This window comes from Nocardia exalbida NBRC 100660, assembly GCF_000308575.1.
In the GTDB taxonomy this organism is placed as follows: Bacteria; Actinomycetota; Actinomycetes; order Mycobacteriales; family Mycobacteriaceae; genus Nocardia; species Nocardia exalbida.
In genome coordinates this window covers 116,546-131,570 of the sequence record NZ_BAFZ01000007.1, presented here as the reverse complement: position 1 = coordinate 131,570, position 15,025 = coordinate 116,546, and the positions used below count along the sequence as shown (strand labels likewise).

Sequence of the window (15,025 nt, the reverse complement as noted above, 5' to 3'; positions counted from 1 at the left end):
TCGGCATCGAGGACGAATCGCCTTGTGCCGAGCACCGTCTCAAAGTAGGGAGGAACAAGGGACGCCAGAACTTCGCTGGGGACGTTTTGCCGGACATCTGAAGTGTCCCGTGCGTCCCTGGAGGACCTTTGGGAAGATGTGCGTATGACATCTCGGCTCGAGTCCGCGATGCTGAGGGCCGGACTCGACTCAGCAGCGCTGGCAGCAATCGCCAGCGTGGACGTGAAGACCGTCAACCGGTGGCTTGCCGGTCGGGTACCGCACCGCCGAACCAGGATTCAGATAGCCGAAGCACTCCAGGAGGCCGAAGAGACCCTATGGCCTGTGGCACGACCGGACCTGCAATCCGGCGCACCGGCTACCGCAGAGGTCATCAGCGCATACGCGCACCGGGCAGACATTCCCAATGATCTATGGATTTCGTTGGTGCACAAGGCAACCGAACGGATCGACATTATCGGGTATGCGTACCCGTTCGTGTTCGAACTGCTGCCGAGGGCAGCCGAGATCATCGCTGCCAAGTGCCGCGCAGGATGCGAGGTCCGGCTCGGCTTCGCCGACCCGGATTGCGATCACGTCATGGAGCGTGACACGCTGGAGCAGATGGGCGGGACGCTCCCTGGCCGGATACGCAACGCGCTGTCGATGCTGGGACCGCTTGCGGATACCCCCGGCTGCACCGTGGGACTTCACTCGACCCATCTGTACAACTCTGTGTTCCGGTTCGACTCCGAGATGATCGTGACGCCGTACCTGTTCCGTGCCCGTGGCTACCAGCACACGGCGCTGTATCTGCGCCGGTTGTCGCAGCACGGGATATTCGAATCGTTCGCCGACCAGTTCGAACAGATATGGGGCACTGTCACCCCGTACTCGACGACGCAAGGATTCGCCAATGGGCTCACGGCGTGACTACTACCGAGATCCGAACGCGCCACGGCCGAACTCGCTGAAACCGGGAGCTTCCGCGTTGGTGACCGACGAGAACGGGCGTGTGCTGATGCAACGCCGTGGCGACTCGGGTAACTGGTCTCTCCCCGGTGGAATCATGGAAGTAGGCGAGACTCTGGAGGATTGCGCGGTTCGGGAGACCCGCGAAGAGACCGGACTGGACATAGAGATCACCGGCTTGCTCGGTATCTACACCGACCCTGAGCACGTGATCGAACACGCGGACGGTGAGGTTCGGCAAGAGTTCGCAGTGGTCTACTACGGCAGAGTGACCGGTGGGGAGATCTCGGTGTCCGATGAATCGACCTCTGTCGAGTTCCTGCGACTCGACGAACTCGAGACGCTGCCCGTACATGAGACTGTTCGGCTCCGGTTGCAGCACCACGCCGAACAGCGCGCGAGTCCATATCTGGGCTGACCGCGAAACATCCAGCCGAGACGGACGAACGCCTACCGGCCTACGACGTCTCAGGCTTCGGCGGACGGCCCCAGTTCCCGATCTCCACGCCCGCGTCGGGCGGCGACGCCCTGGATCACCAGGGCGTACAGCACCAGCACGAGCACCGGTGCGGCCAGCGGCGCCCAGGCCAGGCGCAGGGGGACGAGGGCGGCCAGGACGGCGGCCGCCGTGAAGCCGACCGCCCCGGCCACCGACGGGATCGTGGTGGGCACCACGCCGTGCGGCGCGGTCACCGTGGCGGCGTTGAGCAGGTAGGTCGTGGCCACCAATCCCGTTGCGGCGGAGGCGAGCACACCCGCGTCGGCGATGACCAGCACGCCGAGCGCGAGCAGCACCGCGCAGACCGCCAGCGGCCGCAGCCACCAGCCGAGCCCGACGACGACGAGGGCGGGAACGCCGATCCACGGCTCCAGCAGCGCCACCGACGTCGCCAGCAGCACGCCGGAGAGAACGGCGAGGAATTTGGTCATCGGCGCACCCGCACGGTCCTGCGGTGCTCGGGAAGCGCCCGCATGATCTGGTCCAGGCGCGCGTCTTCCGGCCACGCCACGATGTCGACACCGACGGTGCCCATGTCCCGGTACATGGCCGCGCGCTCGAGCTGCCACATCTTGGCCAGGATCGGGTCGAGGTCGTCCCGGAACGGCGTGCCGCGCAGCACGTCCACCACGACCACCACGTGTCCGCGCTTGCGCAGGTCGATCAGCGCGAGCGCGAACTGGGTGTCCAGCAGCGTGGAGAAGGCCACCACGATCGCACCGAGCGGTACGGCCGCGTGCGGCGCGAGGGTGCCGGTGGTCGGAATGTGCTCGTCGCCGACGTCGAGCACGGTGTCGACGATGCGGTAGAACTGGCGGCGTCCGATGTCCGGGCGCAGCCAGCGCGGCGCCTGCCCGAGGCAGACCACCGCGGTCCGGTCGCCCGCCTGCAAGGTCGACTGCACCACCTGCGCCGCGCCGCGCACCGACAGCTCCAGCGAGTCGGTGGCCGGTCCCGGCGCCTGCTGCGAGGTGTCCACCAGCAGCACGACGTCCGCGGAACGGTTGGTCAGCCGCTCGGTGACATACAGCCGCCCGCGCCGCGCGCTCACCGGCCAGTTCACGATGCGCAACTGGTCGCCGGGCGCGTAGGCGCGGATGTCGGCGTACTCGACGCCGGGCCCGTGCCTGCGGGTCAGGTGGGTGCCGAGCCGCTCGGGAAGTTCGGTGCGCGGCAGACGCATCCGCTGCGGATCGGTGATCGGATAGACGAACAGCTGCCCCGCGGGCAGTACGACGGTGGCGACCGCGAGCCCGGCCGGGCTCAGCGCCGAGACCCGCACCGACACCGGATAGCGCCCCCATCTGCTCGCCGAGAGCGCGAGCCGCAACCCGGCGGGCGCGATTCCGGAATCGCTGGCCTCTTCGACCTGCATCGCCAGCCCGGTGCAGATCTGCGGTTTCAGGCGCAGCAGCGCGTGCCCCTTCTCGACGAAGGCGGCGACGGTGAGCAGCACCTCCTCGGTCTCGAAACAGCGCAGCGTGCCGCCGCCGTCGACCTGGATCCTCGTCGAGGACTGCTGAAACCGCGCGGTGGCCAGCACGCCCAGCAGCGGCGCGGCGAACACGAGCAGCTGCCATCTGCCGAGGACCACCGCGAGCACCAAAGCCACCGCCGCGCACCCGGCGAGCATGAAGACCAGCGGTGCGGGCCGCCACCGCAATTCGGCGTCGACCGCGGAGCTGGCGTCGCGGTGCCTCATGTCACGGTGGCGCGCGGGACCGGCAGACGGCGCAGCAGTTCGGTGATCACGTCCTCGCCGCGGATGCGGCGCACCCACATCTCCGGCCGCAGCGTGATCCGGTGCGCCATGGCCGGTATCGCCAGCGCCTTCACGTCCTCGGGGATCACGTAGTCGCGGCCGAGCAGCAACGCCCGCGCCCGGGACATCTGCACCAGATCGAGTTCCGCGCGCGGGCTCGCGCCGACCTCGACCTGAGGATGCCCCCTGGTGGCCGACGCCAGCGCGACGACATAGCTCACCACGTCGGGGTGCACGGTCACGTACTCGACGGATTGCCGCATCTCCAGCAGTCCGTTCGCGTCCACGACCTGGTTGACCTGCGGCTGCTGCGAGCCGCGCTCCAGCCTGCGGCGGATCATCCTGGTCTCGTCCTGCTCGGACAGATACCCCAGCCGCAGCTGGATGGCGAACCGGTCGAGCTGGGCTTCCGGCAGCGGGTAGGTGCCCTCGTATTCGATCGGGTTGTCGGTGGCCAGCACGACGAACGGTTGCGGCAGCAGGAACGTCTCGCCGTCGATGCTGACCTGGCCCTCGGCCATCGCCTCCAGCAGCGCGGCCTGCGTCTTGGGCGGGGTGCGGTTCACCTCGTCGGCCAGCAGCAGGTTGGTGAACACCGGCCCGCGGCGGAAGGTGAACCGGCCGGTGGACATGTCGTAGATCGTCGACCCCAGCAGGTCGGCGGGCAGCAGGTCGGGGGTGAACTGCACGCGGTTGAACTGCAGCCCGAGCGCGGCCGCGAACGATCTCGCGATGAGCGTCTTACCGAGGCCGGGTAAGTCCTCGATCAGCACGTGCCCACCGGACAGCACGGCGATCATGATCAACTGCAACTCGTCCTGCTTGCCGACCACGACCCGGGACAACTCCCGGAGCACGGCCTCGCTGCGCTGGATGGTCACGTCCATCGGCATGGTCATTTGTGTACCCGCACTTGCCTCAACCCATTTCACATTCTCTGCAGGCGGCTCAGGATCTCGTCCAGCGCCGCACGTCCCGGTGCCCTGCTGGTCTGATCACGAAGGGCCGAATTGGCCGGATCCACCCAGCGCCACAATTCGGGCCCGAACTGGTGGATGCCCGCGGCCTCGACCGCTCGGCGGTTCTTCGCCACTCGCTGGCCGCTGGAGAGCTCGAACTCCTTGGCCAGCAGCGGACGCAAGTGCCGGTCCCAATCGGCACGGGTACCGTCCGCGCGGTCGGCGAGCATCTGCGCCCTGGCGTGCCAGCGTTGCAGCATCTCCGCCGGACCGTTCTCCATGTCCTCGACCTCGTCGTCCCCGGCCTCGGAGCGCTCGAACAGCGACCAGACCAACCAGCCCACCGCTACCGCCACCGGGATCCCGGCGACGATCAGCAGGAGCTCGCGGGCGCGCTCGACGGCCACCAACTCGATCACCGCGACGACGATCACGCCGGTGATCACCACCCCCATCCGGTTCACGGGATGTCCTTCCTCGCCCGGCCGGTCACGCGGGCACCTCCCCTTGCAGGTCGGCGAGCACGATGCGCAGCAACTGCTCGGCCCGCATGCGCTGCCATTCGAGCATGGCGTGCGGGCTGAACCTGGCCTCCTCGAACAGGGCGACCAGCTCGCGGGCGGACGCGTCGTGCAGCGCGCCGCGTTCGAACGCGCGGGCCAGCACTTCCATCGGGGTGTCCGAGGCGAGCGGAGCGGCGGAGCGGTCGGAGGCCAAGCCGCGCTCCATCGCGACGTAGCAGGCGATGATCGCGGTGCGCGGGTCCTGGCCCGGGGCGTTCATCGCGGCCAGGCCCATCTCGGCCGCGCGTGCCAGCGAGTCCGCCACGGTGGGCGCCGCCGGAACTGCGGGCGCGGCCGCGGGCGCGTGCTTGCGCCGCGACGACACCGCGACCACGACCAAACCGCTCATCGCCACCGTCACCAAGCCCGCCGCCGCGATTCCGGCCAGCACCAGCGCCGTCCCGGTCAGCTCCGCCGACCTCGGGTCGTATTCGGTGGGCGGCGCCGATGTCCCCGGCTCCGGGGCGGCGCCCGTGGTGGTGGCGGGCGCCGCCGGGCGCGCGGGCTCGCTCGGCCTGCCCGCGCCGATGAAGTAGATCGCCGACGCCGCCGCGAGCAGCACCCCGAGCAGCGCGAGCACGCCGAGCACCACCAGGCCGGTCCGGCCCAGACGCCACTGCCTGCGCTCGTCGTCCCGTTCCGGCTCGGGCATGGCCAGCGGCAACCGGTGCTGACTGGCGATCACCCCCGCCAACAGGATCACGATCGACACGCTCAGCAGCACCGGCATGAGCGCGACCGACAAAGCGGACGGTATGTGCCTGCGCGGCCCGGCTTCGGCAATTCCTGGGATGTATCCGTGCAGCGCGATGGCGGCAAAAGCCAGCAGCGTGATCAGGACGATCACGCGCGATATCGGCGCTCGCGCCCGGGCCACTGGCTACCACCAAATCTGAGTACTGCACAAAACAGCCACATAGTTACATGCCGGGCGGTCCGCTCGGGATGGAATGGAATACTTCGGAGTCCCTCCTCTTAAACCGCACCCGGGTGGGGAGCCGGCGGGCCCTCCGGAGCGGCGGCGACTACCGGGCGATTTCGGTCGAGGACTGGGACAATTCACAAAGTCGGCTCGCCAAACGTGAGATATCCGGCACTTCCCGGACGTCCCGCACCAGCTCATCGAGCACCGAAGACGCGACGACGACGAGTTCGCGATCGGTGTCGTAGAGAACATCGATGAGGTTCACGAAACGCATCGACCAGGCGGGCGGAACTTCGCTCAGCGGGGGCACATCTCGTATTTCCCAGTGCGGAAATCGTTGGGCCAGCGCCACATAATCCGCCGCGGATGTTGGGACACCGCACAATTCGGCGAAGTCGATGACGAGAGCGCCGCCGTCTACGGCAATGGCGCGCAATCTCCGCGTGCCGATGGAAATCTCGACCGGTGATTCGTCGACGCGTTGTGCCGCATCGCGTTTCCAGACGCCGGTGGTCGCCGCCGACAGCGTCTTCCGGGCCGCCGGGTCCACGAGATATCGACCGGCGGCGAATCCGGTCCGGGAACCACGGGAGCCCAAGCAGCGATAGTCGATCGCGCCGTCGACGGCCACCACGTCCATGCTCGCGAGAATCCGCTCGATCGTCGGCACGAACCGGTCGTGGAACAGCGGATTCGGCAACAGCTCACCCGGCGGATAGTTCGAGGTCACCACCAGTGCGATCCGGCGGGCGAACAGCGCGTCGAGCAGTCGCGCGATCAGCATCGCGTCACCGATGTCGTGCACGTGGAATTCGTCGAAGCAGACCAGCGACGCATCGCCGAGCAGCGCGTCCACCGCGGCGTCGATCGAGCCGGACGCGTGCGCCGCGGCGTGCAGACCGGCGAAGAACTGGTGAAAGTGATAGCGCCGCTTACGTTCCGAGGCGACCTCGGCGAAGAACCGATTCATCAGCATGGTCTTGCCGCGACCGGGTCTGCCGTGGAGATAGACGCCGCGGCGGCGCCGGACCGGCCGTCCGCGCCGATCCAAAAGTTCGCGCAACCGCGCCGCCGCCCGCGCCTGATCGGAATCCCACTGGATGATCTCGGGTTCCATGACACCTCCTGGTCCTCTACATTTGTAGAGGACCAGGCCGCTCCGCGGCAGGAAGGGTGATCATGTCCACAGGCGACCGGCGCGCGCTCCTCGTCGACACGGCTATCGAACTGATCGCGGCGAGGGGCCTGCGCGCGCTCACGCACCGCGCGCTGGACACGGAGCTGGGCCTGCCCGCCGGATCGGCTTCCTACTACTTCCGCAGCAAACGCGCGCTCATCGAGGCCATCGTGGATCGGATCACCACCCGATCCCGCGACGATTTCACCGCCGCCGCGCTCGCGCCGACCGGCGCTGTGGCGCCGGAATCGATCGCCGTGGCCATCGCCACCTGGCTGGACCGGCTACTGGCCGAACGGCGCGCGCACCTGATCGCCCGGCACGCTCTGCTCATCGATTTGCTGGACGATCGCGACCTGCATCCCCGGCTCGTACGCAGCCTGTTCTCCACCGACCGGGCCCGAGACCTCTTCCGCGCGATAGGTGCGGACGACCCGGACAGCCGGGCGGACGACTTCGTCGCCGTCGTCGAGGGAGCCGTCTTCGACCGCTTCGCGGGCAACCGCACCGCCCTGCGCCCGGACACACCGGAAAGCGTGCGGCAGCTCGCCCGCATCCTCGCCGCGCACCTGAGCGCGTGACCGCCGCCGCTCAGCGCGGCCAGCCCCGCTGACTGTAGGTCTCGCCGGTGAGGTAGCCGCGGATACCGGCGGCCGGATACGGGATGAGATCCTCCGGCAGCTTCGCGAGCGGGAACCACCGCAGCTCGTAGGACTTGTCGGGCTCGCGGTTGACCGGCTCACCCGCCCAGCGGCGAGTCTCGAAGAACAACCCGATCCGGGCTTCGCGCCCGATGTCGACGACATGCGCGGAATGGACGTGCCGCAGATCCGCCGGGTCGATCAGCACGCCGACCTCCTCGCCCGCCTCGCGGACCGCAGCGGCGAGCGCGGACTCCCCCGCCTCCAACTTCCCGGCGGGCAGGTGCCACAACCCGTCGAATTCGTCCGCGCTGCGCCGCCTGCTCAGCAACAACTCCGCGTCGCGCAGCAACAGCACATGCACGTCCACTACATGCCGGACCACCACCGGCCCCAACCTACGCGCCACCGCGATTCACCCGAGGCCGTACCGACACCGGTCAGCACTTCGCACCCGCGTAGCGGGTGCGAAGCGAGACCCGAGTACGCGAAGCCGAGGATCAGCCGGTGGTGAGGACCAGGCCGGAGGTGGGGACGCCGGTGCCCGCGGTGACCACGATGTTGGTCAGGTCGGAGACCGGGTTGACCGAGGTGCCGCGAATCTGGCGCACGGCCTCGGCGATGCCGTTCATACCGTGGATGTACGCCTCGCCGAGCTGGCCACCGTGGGTGTTGAGCGGCAGGCGGCCGCCTGCCTCGATGGCGCCGCCCGCGATGAAGTCCCTCGCCTCGCCCCGTCCGCAGAACCCGAGCTCCTCCAGCTGCATGAGGACGAACGGGGTGAAGTGGTCGTAGAGGATCGCGGCCTGCATGTCCTCCGGGCGCAATCCGCTCTGCGCCCACAGCTGGTCACCGACCAGACCCATCTCCGGAAGACCGGTCATGGCGTCGCGGTAGTAGCTGGTCATCACGTATTGGTCGGCTCCAGACCCCTGGGCGGCAGCGGCGATCACGGCCGGACGCTGCGGCAGATCGCGCGCCCGCTCGGCGCTGGTGACCACGATCGCGACGCCGCCGTCGGACTCCTGGCAGCAGTCCAGCAGATGCAGTGGCTCGGCGATCCAGCGGGAATTCTGGTGCTCCTCCAGCGTGATCGGCTTGCCGTAGAAGAAGGCGGCCGGGTTCACCGCGGCATGCTTGCGGTCGGCCACGGCCACTCGGCCGAAGTCCTCGCTGGTGGCCCCGTAGACGTGCATGTAGCGCCGGGCGACCATCGCGACCTGCGCGGCCGGCGTGCCGAGCCCCTGCGGGTAGGACCACCCCGCGTCGATGCCCGACGAGGTGGGCGCGGTGGCCAGCGCCGTGGAGAACTGCCCGAAGCGCGACACCGACCGCTCGTTGAACGCCCGATAGGCCACCACCACATCGGCGATTCCGGTGGCCACCGCCATGGCGGCCTGCTGGATGGTGGCGCAGGCCGCGCCGCCGCCGTAGCCGATGTGGCTGAAGAACTTCAGCTGCGGAATGCCGACCGCCCTGGCGACGGCGGCCTGGGTGTTGGTGTCCATGGTGAACGTGGTCAGGCCGTCCACGTCGGCGGGCGTCAGGCCCGCGTCGGCCAGCGCGGCGGTGACCGCCTCGGCGGCCAGGCGCAGTTCACTGCGGCCGGAGTCCTTGGAGAAGTCGGTGGCCCCGATGCCGACGATGGCGGCGCGGCCGGAAATGCTCTGCTCAGACATCGGCCCTCCGCAACGCGATGACGGCCGTGGCCGTGATGTGGTCGCCGAGACTGTCCTTGCCGACCACGTCGATGTGGATGTCGTCGCCCTCCAGCGCGGTCACCGTGCCGGTGAGCGTCAGCGTGTCCCCGGCGTACAACGGCACGCCCAGGCGCAGCGCGATCGACTTGACGACGGCGCGCGGGCCCGCCCAGTCGGTGACGAAACGCTGCACCAAACCGGTGTCGGTCAGGATGTTGACGAAGATGTCCTTCGAGCCGCGAGCGACAGCCTTGTCCCGGTCGTGGTGCACGTCCTGGAAGTCCCTGGTGGCCAAGGCGGTGCTGATCACGAACGTCGGGTCGGCGTGGATCACCAACTCGGGCAGCACCGTGCCGACGCGCACGGCGTCCGGTGCCACGGCGGCGGTCATGAGACCACCTGCCAGACCGGCAGGCTCGCCTCGTCGTCGAGCTTCTCGAAGCCCACCTCGACCGGCAGGCCGACCCGCACCTCGGCGGGGTCGATGCCGCGCAGTTCACCGAGCATGCGCACGCCTTCCTCCAATTCGACCAGCGCCACCACGAACGGCAGCTGCCGCCCCGGCACCTTCGGCGCGTGGTGCACGACGTAACTGAACACGGTGCCGCGCCCGGAGGCGACGACGTAGTCGGTCGGCTTCGACTTGTCCTGCCAGATGGCCGGAATGGGCGGATGCCGCAATGATCCGTCCGGCAGCCGCTGGATGCGCAGCTCGCCCGCTTTCGTTCCCTCCCAGAAGAATTCGGTGTCCCAGGAGACCAGCGGCTTGACCCGCTCACCCGCGGCGGGTTTCGGCGCCGCGGTGCCGGGGGCGAATTTCAGCAGCCGGAACAGCATCTCGGCGACCACCTCATCACCGACCCGCCAACTGGTCCGGAAGGTGACGAACCATCCCTCGCCCAGCGCGGTGCGCTTCGGACCGCGGATATCCGACAGCGTGCTGGTGACCGAGACCTGCTCGCCGACTTCGAGGTAGCGGTGGTAGGTCTGCTGACAATCCGTGGCGACCACGGAGGTGTAACCCGCCGCGTCGAGCAGCTCGGTGGCCGCGCCCATCGGGTCGTCGGCGGGGCGGGAACCGTTGAGCCCGAACATGGTCCACACCTGGGCCATGGCGGGCGGCGCGACGACGCCGGGATGCCCCGCCGCACGCGCCGCCTGCTCGTCGACATAGATCGGATTGGCGTCGCCGAGCGCCTCGACCCAGTTGTTGATCATCGGCTGGTTCACCGGATCACGCCCGAAACGGGGCGCGCACTCACCCGCCGCCCGAATGGCCTCGGCTGCGGCGGTGATCGCTTCCGGAGTAGTGGTTTCCGGCACGCGCGGCTCCTTCACTCGTTATCGGGGTACTCGCGGCAACCGCAGTCCGGACGAGGCGACCAGTTCGCGCATCACCTCGTTGACGCCACCCCCGAAGGTGACCACCAGGTTCTGCTTGGTCCTGCGGTCCAGCCAGGTCAGCAGTTCGCCGGTGGCCGGGTCGGCCGGGTCGCCGTAGCGGCCGATGATCTCCTCGGCGAGCCTGCCCGCCTCCTGGAGCGATTCGGTGGAGTAGATCTTGGTGGCGGACGCGTCGGCGATCACCTGGGCCTGATCACCATCCACCGTCGCGGCCACCTGCCAGTTCAGCAGTTCGTTCAGCCGCACCATGGCGTGGATGCGGCCGAGCGCGCGCCGCACGTCCGGTTCGGCGAGCACGCCGCGCGGTTGCGCCCAGTCGCGCACCCGGTCGTAGAGCTGCTCGATCTTGCCGGACGGCCCCAGGCTCACCCGCTCGTGGTTGAGCTGCGTCGTGATCAGCTTCCAGCCCCGGTTCTCCTCGCCGACCAGCATGTTCGCCGGGACGCGCACATTGTCGAAATAGGTCGCGTTGGTGTGGTGCGCGCCGTCGCAGGTGATGATGGGCGTCCACGAGTAGCCGGGATCGGTGGTGTCCACGATCAGGATCGTGATGCCCCGGTGGCGTGACTCGGTCGAACCGGTGCGGCAGGCCAGCCAGACGAAGTCGGCCTCGTGCGCGCCCGTGGTGAAGATCTTCTGCCCGTTGACGATCCAGTCCCCGGACTCGTCGCGCACCGCCGACGTGCGCAGCGAGGCCAGGTCGGTGCCCGCCTCCGGCTCGGAGTAGCCGATCGCGAAATGGATATCGCCGGACAGGATCCCGGGCAGGAATCGCTGCTTCTGCTCGTCCGTGCCGAACTGCTGCAAGGTGGGTCCGACGGTCAGCAGCGTCACCAGCGGCAGCGGGACGTCGGCCCGGACCGCCTCGTTGAAGAAGATCTGCTGCTCGACCGGCCCGAAACCCTGGCCACCGTATTCCTTGGGCCAGCCGACGCCGAGCCACCCGTCGCGCCCCATCCGGCGCACCACGGCGCGGTAGGCGTCGCCGTGCCGGTTCACCGCCATCTCGGCCTCCTCCTCGGGAGTCACGAGATCGGCGAAGTAGCTGCGTAGTTCGTCGCGCAACCGGCGTTGCTCACTGGTCAGGTCGATGAACATCCGGCCCCCAATCGATCGAGCCGCAGCGACGCGCCGCCCAGCCAGCGGGCGATGTCCTTGGCTTGTGAGTAGTAGCGGTGCATCGGGTGGGTCACGTCCACGCCGAGGCCGCCGTGCAGGTGATGGCACTTCTGCATGGCCGCGGGCAGTTGTTCGGCGATGGTGTAGGCCAAGACCGCCAGGTCGTCGTCGGTGCGCTCGCGGTGTTCCCGGCTCGTGTCGTCCTGTGCGAGCGCCCAGTTCGCCGAGACCGCGGCGACGTGCAGGGTCCTCGAGACGACGTACAGATCCGCGATCTGCTGGGCCACCGCTTGGAACTCGGCCAGCGGCCTGCCGAACTGGTGACGTGTCCGCAGATGTTCCGCGGTGAGCGTGATCGCCCCCTTGAGCAACCCATCAGCCACCGAGCCGATGGAAGCGAGCGCCAACCGGTGCAGTTCGGCGAGGCCGTTCGGCCACAACTGTTCGGCGGGTACCTCCACCCGGTCCAGCTGCACGGTGTATTCGGGGATGCCGCCGGAGACGGGAGTCGGCGTCAGCGTGAGGCCTTCGGCCTGCGCGTCGACGAGGGCGATCCCGGAATCGGTCGGCACGAGCAGCCAGCTCGCCTGCTCGGCGTAGGGCACGGCAACCTTGCGCCCGCTGATGCGCACGGTGTTCCCGCTGGTGACCGCGATGGTCTTCGGTTCGACGGTGAAAGGCGCCGCGGCTTCGCTCAGCGCTGCGGTGACCACCGTTCCCTTGGCGATGTCGGGCAGCACCCGCGCCCCGACGCTCTCCGGCGCGCTCGCCACCAGCGGCAGCACGCCGAAGCCCAGCGTCGGTAGGGCGGGTACCGCGACCGCGTCCGTCGCCAGCTCGGTCAGCAGAGCCGCCACCTCGAGCAGCCCCATGCCGTCACCGCCGTGCCGCTCCGGTACCGCGACGACAAGCAGTCCGGAGTCGACCAATTTCGGCCACAGTTCCATATCGCGAGCGGTTTCCCGCTCCAGCAAACTCACGACGACCTCGGCCACCGCGTCCTGGCCCTCGTCCCTGGTGAAATCCACGTTTTCTCCCGGTTGTCGGCGACTAGCTGTTCACGTCGCGAGGCAGCCCGAGAATCCGCTCACCAGCCACGGTGAGCAAGATCTGCTCGGTTCCACCAGCGATCGATAGACAGCGTGTGAGCAGGAATTCCTTCGCTGCTTCGGAATCCTGCGCGCCGGAAGGCCCTGTCGTCTCGACAGCGAATTCCGCGACCGCTTGGCGGTGGCGCACCCCGACCAATTTGCGAACACTACTTTGCGCACCGGGGTCACCCCCCACCAGCAACTTCACTGCGGCGCGTTGCTCGAGCAGAAGCCCGGCGACGGCTTCGGCGACGAATCCGCCGAGCCGGTCGTTAACCATTTCGGCACCGGGGCCGGTGGCGGGCGATTTCGCGATCAGCTCTTCGAGCACCGGACCGATTCCGTTTCCACCCATGGCGACCCGCTCGGTCGCCAAGGTGGAACGGGCTATTTTCCATCCATTGTTCAAGGCGCCGACCACGCAATCATCGGGCACGAACACGTCGTCGAGGAACACCTCACTGAAACGCGCCTCCCCGGTGATCTGCACCAGCGGCCGAACCTCCAGTCCGGCGCTGTGCATGTCGACCAAGAAGTACGTGATGCCACGGTGTTTGGGCGCATCCGGATCGGTGCGCGCCAAGCAGATGGCCCAATTCGCCTTGTCCCCCAGCGAGGTCCACACCTTTTGGCCGCGCAGCACCCAGCCGCCGTCCGCCTTCTTCGCGGTGGTGCGCAACGCCGCCAGATCGGAGCCCGCTTCGGGTTCGCTGAACAGCTGGCACCAGACCACCTCGCCGCGCAAGGTCGGCCAGGCGAAGCGGTCGATCTGCTCCGGGGTCCCGTGTTGCAACAGCGTCGGAATCGCCCAGCCGCCGATGGTCAGATCCGGCGCGGTGAGCCCGGCGCGGCGCAGCTCCTCGGAGATCACCAGACCGGTCATCGGGTCCGCGGCGCGTCCATACGGCCGCGGCCAATGCGGCATGACCAGACCCGCCTCGACCAATGCGTCGCGCTGCCGATCTGCGGGCAGTGCGGCGATCCGCGCGACTTCGGCGGCCAGCTCCTGCGCACTGTCGCCGTCCACGGCCACGCCCTCCTCGGCGAAGACCCGGTCCGCCCCGGTGGTGCGCCGCAGGCCCTGACGGGTCAGCTCGGTGACCCGGGCCCGCCAGCGCGCCGAGCCGCCGAGCAGTTGCCGCAGCGCCGTCGCCCGGCGCAGGTACAGGTGCGCGTCGTGCTCCCAGGTGAAGCCGATGCCGCCGAGCACCTGGATGCAGTCCTTGGCGGTCTCGACCGCGGCGTCCAGGGCGATCGCGGCCGCGATGGCGGCGGCGATCGGCAGCTCGGCGCCGCCGTCGTCCACGGCGGCCGCGGCGTCGGCCGCTACGGCGCGGATGAGTTCGGCGCGGCACAGCATCCAGGCGCAGATGTGCTTGACCGCCTGGAACGAACCGATCTTGCGGCCGAACTGCTCGCGCACCTTGGCGTACTCGACCGCGGTCTCCAGGCACCAGCCCGCCAGGCCGGACAGTTCGGCGGCGACCAGCGCGACCAGCAGATCCCCGGCGGCGTGCGGCGCGACGAACACGTGTTCGGCGGGCACGCGCAGATCGGCGCAGTGCACCCGGGCCAGCGGCGTGCTCGGATCCAGCGGCGCGAGCGCCTCCACGCGCAGGCCGGCGGCATCGGGCCGGACCAGGCACCACCGCTGCCCCTGCGGCTGATCGATCGGCAACAGTACGGCGGTGCCGGGGGCGGCGCCGAGCACGGAATCCCAGGTACCCGTGAGCAACACGCCGTCGCTTGCGGCGGGTACGCTCACCGTCGAACCGACGACGAAGTCGAGCGCGACCCCGCAGGGCAGGTCCTCGTCGAGCCGGCCCGCGGTGATCAGATTGGCCAGAGCCGTTGCGAGCACGGGGCCGCCGACCAGGTCGTGGGCCGCCTGCTCCACCAGCACGGCCAGATCGGATACCGACCCGCCCGCACCGCCCGCGTCCTCGGCCACCGCGACCCGGAAGATCCCGATGTCGGCCAGCGCGGGCCAGTAGGCACGCCAGAAGTCCGCCGCGCCGGTCCGCATTGTTGCAATTGGACGGACCGACGCCGCCCATCCGCGCATCGACTCCTGAACGGCTTTATGCTCGTCAGTGGTGGCGATGGTCACACTCCATACCGCCTTTCCGGCGTGACTCCCACACCTAGAACATGTTCTAATATCCTAGCCGGGCGGAAGTCAAGAGACCATCACGCCGCGGCGACACCGCGCACGCAGCCGACGAAACGACGTT

At 68.9% G+C, this 15,025-nt stretch carries 16 protein-coding genes; 3 read left to right on the top strand and 13 right to left on the bottom strand.

All coding sequences use genetic code 11. From position 1 onward, the window contains the following. Window positions 1–216 precede the first annotated feature (216 nt). A complete protein-coding gene (locus tag ON29_RS03135; protein WP_217999073.1) occupies window positions 217–912 on the top strand; it encodes a hypothetical protein in 696 nt (231 codons plus the stop codon). Then, window positions 896–1,369: an NUDIX domain-containing protein gene (locus tag ON29_RS03130; RefSeq protein ID WP_040864574.1), complete on the top strand. Its 474-nt coding sequence runs from the start codon at window positions 896–898 to the stop codon at window positions 1,367–1,369. Before ON29_RS03135 ends, ON29_RS03130 begins: the two co-directional genes overlap by 17 nt. Before the next feature lie 50 nt (window positions 1,370–1,419). Here ON29_RS03130 and ON29_RS03125 read toward each other — a convergent pair whose 3' ends face one another. The 6 genes from ON29_RS03125 to zapE form a co-directional block, all read right to left on the bottom strand. Then, on the bottom strand, window positions 1,420–1,881 hold the full coding sequence (locus tag ON29_RS03125; RefSeq protein ID WP_040864573.1) for a hypothetical protein: 462 nt from the start codon (window positions 1,879–1,881) through the stop codon (window positions 1,420–1,422). After that, complete coding sequence (locus tag ON29_RS03120) at window positions 1,878–3,152, bottom strand: DUF58 domain-containing protein (protein WP_040864572.1); 1,275 nt, start codon at window positions 3,150–3,152, stop codon at window positions 1,878–1,880. Before ON29_RS03120 ends, ON29_RS03125 begins: the two co-directional genes overlap by 4 nt. Next, window positions 3,149–4,111: an AAA family ATPase gene (locus ON29_RS03115; RefSeq protein WP_040864571.1), complete on the bottom strand. Its 963-nt coding sequence runs from the start codon at window positions 4,109–4,111 to the stop codon at window positions 3,149–3,151. The genes ON29_RS03120 and ON29_RS03115 overlap by 4 nt, the downstream gene beginning before the upstream one ends. A gap of 29 nt (window positions 4,112–4,140) precedes the next feature. After that, window positions 4,141–4,626, bottom strand: coding sequence for a hypothetical protein (locus ON29_RS03110; protein WP_040864570.1), 486 nt, complete (start codon window positions 4,624–4,626; stop codon window positions 4,141–4,143). A 34-nt stretch (window positions 4,627–4,660) separates the two neighbouring features. Further along, the gene (locus ON29_RS03105; protein WP_040864569.1) at window positions 4,661–5,581 is read right to left on the bottom strand and encodes a DUF4129 domain-containing protein; all 921 of its coding nucleotides are present in this window, start codon (window positions 5,579–5,581) and stop codon (window positions 4,661–4,663) included. 178 nt (window positions 5,582–5,759) lie between these two features. Then, a complete protein-coding gene (zapE, locus tag ON29_RS03100) occupies window positions 5,760–6,776 on the bottom strand; it encodes a cell division protein ZapE (protein ID WP_051174821.1) in 1,017 nt (338 codons plus the stop codon). A gap of 62 nt (window positions 6,777–6,838) precedes the next feature. Here zapE and ON29_RS03095 point away from each other — a divergent pair, with 62 nt between their 5' ends. After that, a complete protein-coding gene (locus ON29_RS03095) occupies window positions 6,839–7,417 on the top strand; it encodes a TetR/AcrR family transcriptional regulator (RefSeq protein ID WP_040864684.1) in 579 nt (192 codons plus the stop codon). Window positions 7,418–7,427: 10 nt separating this feature from the next. Here the strand turns inward: ON29_RS03095 and ON29_RS03090 are convergent, their stop codons facing one another. The 7 genes from ON29_RS03090 to ON29_RS03060 form a co-directional block, all read right to left on the bottom strand. Beyond that, window positions 7,428–7,865 carry an NUDIX hydrolase gene (locus tag ON29_RS03090; protein WP_040864683.1) on the bottom strand — a complete coding sequence of 146 codons (438 nt, stop codon included), beginning with the start codon at window positions 7,863–7,865 and terminating at the stop codon, window positions 7,428–7,430. A 112-nt stretch (window positions 7,866–7,977) separates the two neighbouring features. Next, window positions 7,978–9,156: a lipid-transfer protein gene (locus ON29_RS03085; RefSeq protein ID WP_040864568.1), complete on the bottom strand. Its 1,179-nt coding sequence runs from the start codon at window positions 9,154–9,156 to the stop codon at window positions 7,978–7,980. Next, window positions 9,149–9,568, bottom strand: coding sequence for a MaoC family dehydratase (locus ON29_RS03080; protein ID WP_040864567.1), 420 nt, complete (start codon window positions 9,566–9,568; stop codon window positions 9,149–9,151). Before ON29_RS03080 ends, ON29_RS03085 begins: the two co-directional genes overlap by 8 nt. Beyond that, the gene (locus ON29_RS03075; protein ID WP_040864682.1) at window positions 9,565–10,500 is read right to left on the bottom strand and encodes a bifunctional MaoC family dehydratase N-terminal/OB-fold nucleic acid binding domain-containing protein; all 936 of its coding nucleotides are present in this window, start codon (window positions 10,498–10,500) and stop codon (window positions 9,565–9,567) included. Before ON29_RS03075 ends, ON29_RS03080 begins: the two co-directional genes overlap by 4 nt. An 18-nt stretch (window positions 10,501–10,518) precedes the next feature. Beyond that, on the bottom strand, window positions 10,519–11,679 hold the full coding sequence (locus ON29_RS03070) for an acyl-CoA dehydrogenase family protein (protein ID WP_040864566.1): 1,161 nt from the start codon (window positions 11,677–11,679) through the stop codon (window positions 10,519–10,521). Beyond that, window positions 11,664–12,728, bottom strand: a complete 1,065-nt coding sequence (locus ON29_RS03065; RefSeq protein WP_040864565.1) for an acyl-CoA dehydrogenase family protein — start codon at window positions 12,726–12,728, stop codon at window positions 11,664–11,666. Before ON29_RS03065 ends, ON29_RS03070 begins: the two co-directional genes overlap by 16 nt. Window positions 12,729–12,750: 22 nt before the next feature. Continuing rightward, window positions 12,751–14,901, bottom strand: a complete 2,151-nt coding sequence (locus ON29_RS03060) for an acyl-CoA dehydrogenase family protein (protein ID WP_040864564.1) — start codon at window positions 14,899–14,901, stop codon at window positions 12,751–12,753. Between the last annotated feature and the right edge of the window lie 124 nt (window positions 14,902–15,025).

Excerpts from the sequence above, each read along its gene's own strand:
- ON29_RS03115 (WP_040864571.1), bottom strand. The coding sequence starts at position 4,111 with ATGACCATGCCGATGGACGTGACCATCCAGCGCAGCGAGGCCGTGCTC.
- ON29_RS03085 (WP_040864568.1), bottom strand. The coding sequence starts at position 9,156 with ATGTCTGAGCAGAGCATTTCCGGCCGCGCCGCCATCGTCGGCATCGGG.
- ON29_RS03095 (WP_040864684.1), top strand. The coding sequence starts at position 6,839 with ATGTCCACAGGCGACCGGCGCGCGCTCCTCGTCGACACGGCTATCGAA.
- ON29_RS03070 (WP_040864566.1), bottom strand. The coding sequence starts at position 11,679 with ATGTTCATCGACCTGACCAGTGAGCAACGCCGGTTGCGCGACGAACTA.
- ON29_RS03120 (WP_040864572.1), bottom strand. The coding sequence starts at position 3,152 with ATGAGGCACCGCGACGCCAGCTCCGCGGTCGACGCCGAATTGCGGTGG.
- ON29_RS03110 (WP_040864570.1), bottom strand. The coding sequence starts at position 4,626 with ATGGGGGTGGTGATCACCGGCGTGATCGTCGTCGCGGTGATCGAGTTG.
- zapE (WP_051174821.1), bottom strand. The coding sequence starts at position 6,776 with ATGGAACCCGAGATCATCCAGTGGGATTCCGATCAGGCGCGGGCGGCG.
- ON29_RS03125 (WP_040864573.1), bottom strand. The coding sequence starts at position 1,881 with ATGACCAAATTCCTCGCCGTTCTCTCCGGCGTGCTGCTGGCGACGTCG.
- ON29_RS03130 (WP_040864574.1), top strand. The coding sequence starts at position 896 with ATGGGCTCACGGCGTGACTACTACCGAGATCCGAACGCGCCACGGCCG.
- ON29_RS03080 (WP_040864567.1), bottom strand. The coding sequence starts at position 9,568 with ATGACCGCCGCCGTGGCACCGGACGCCGTGCGCGTCGGCACGGTGCTG.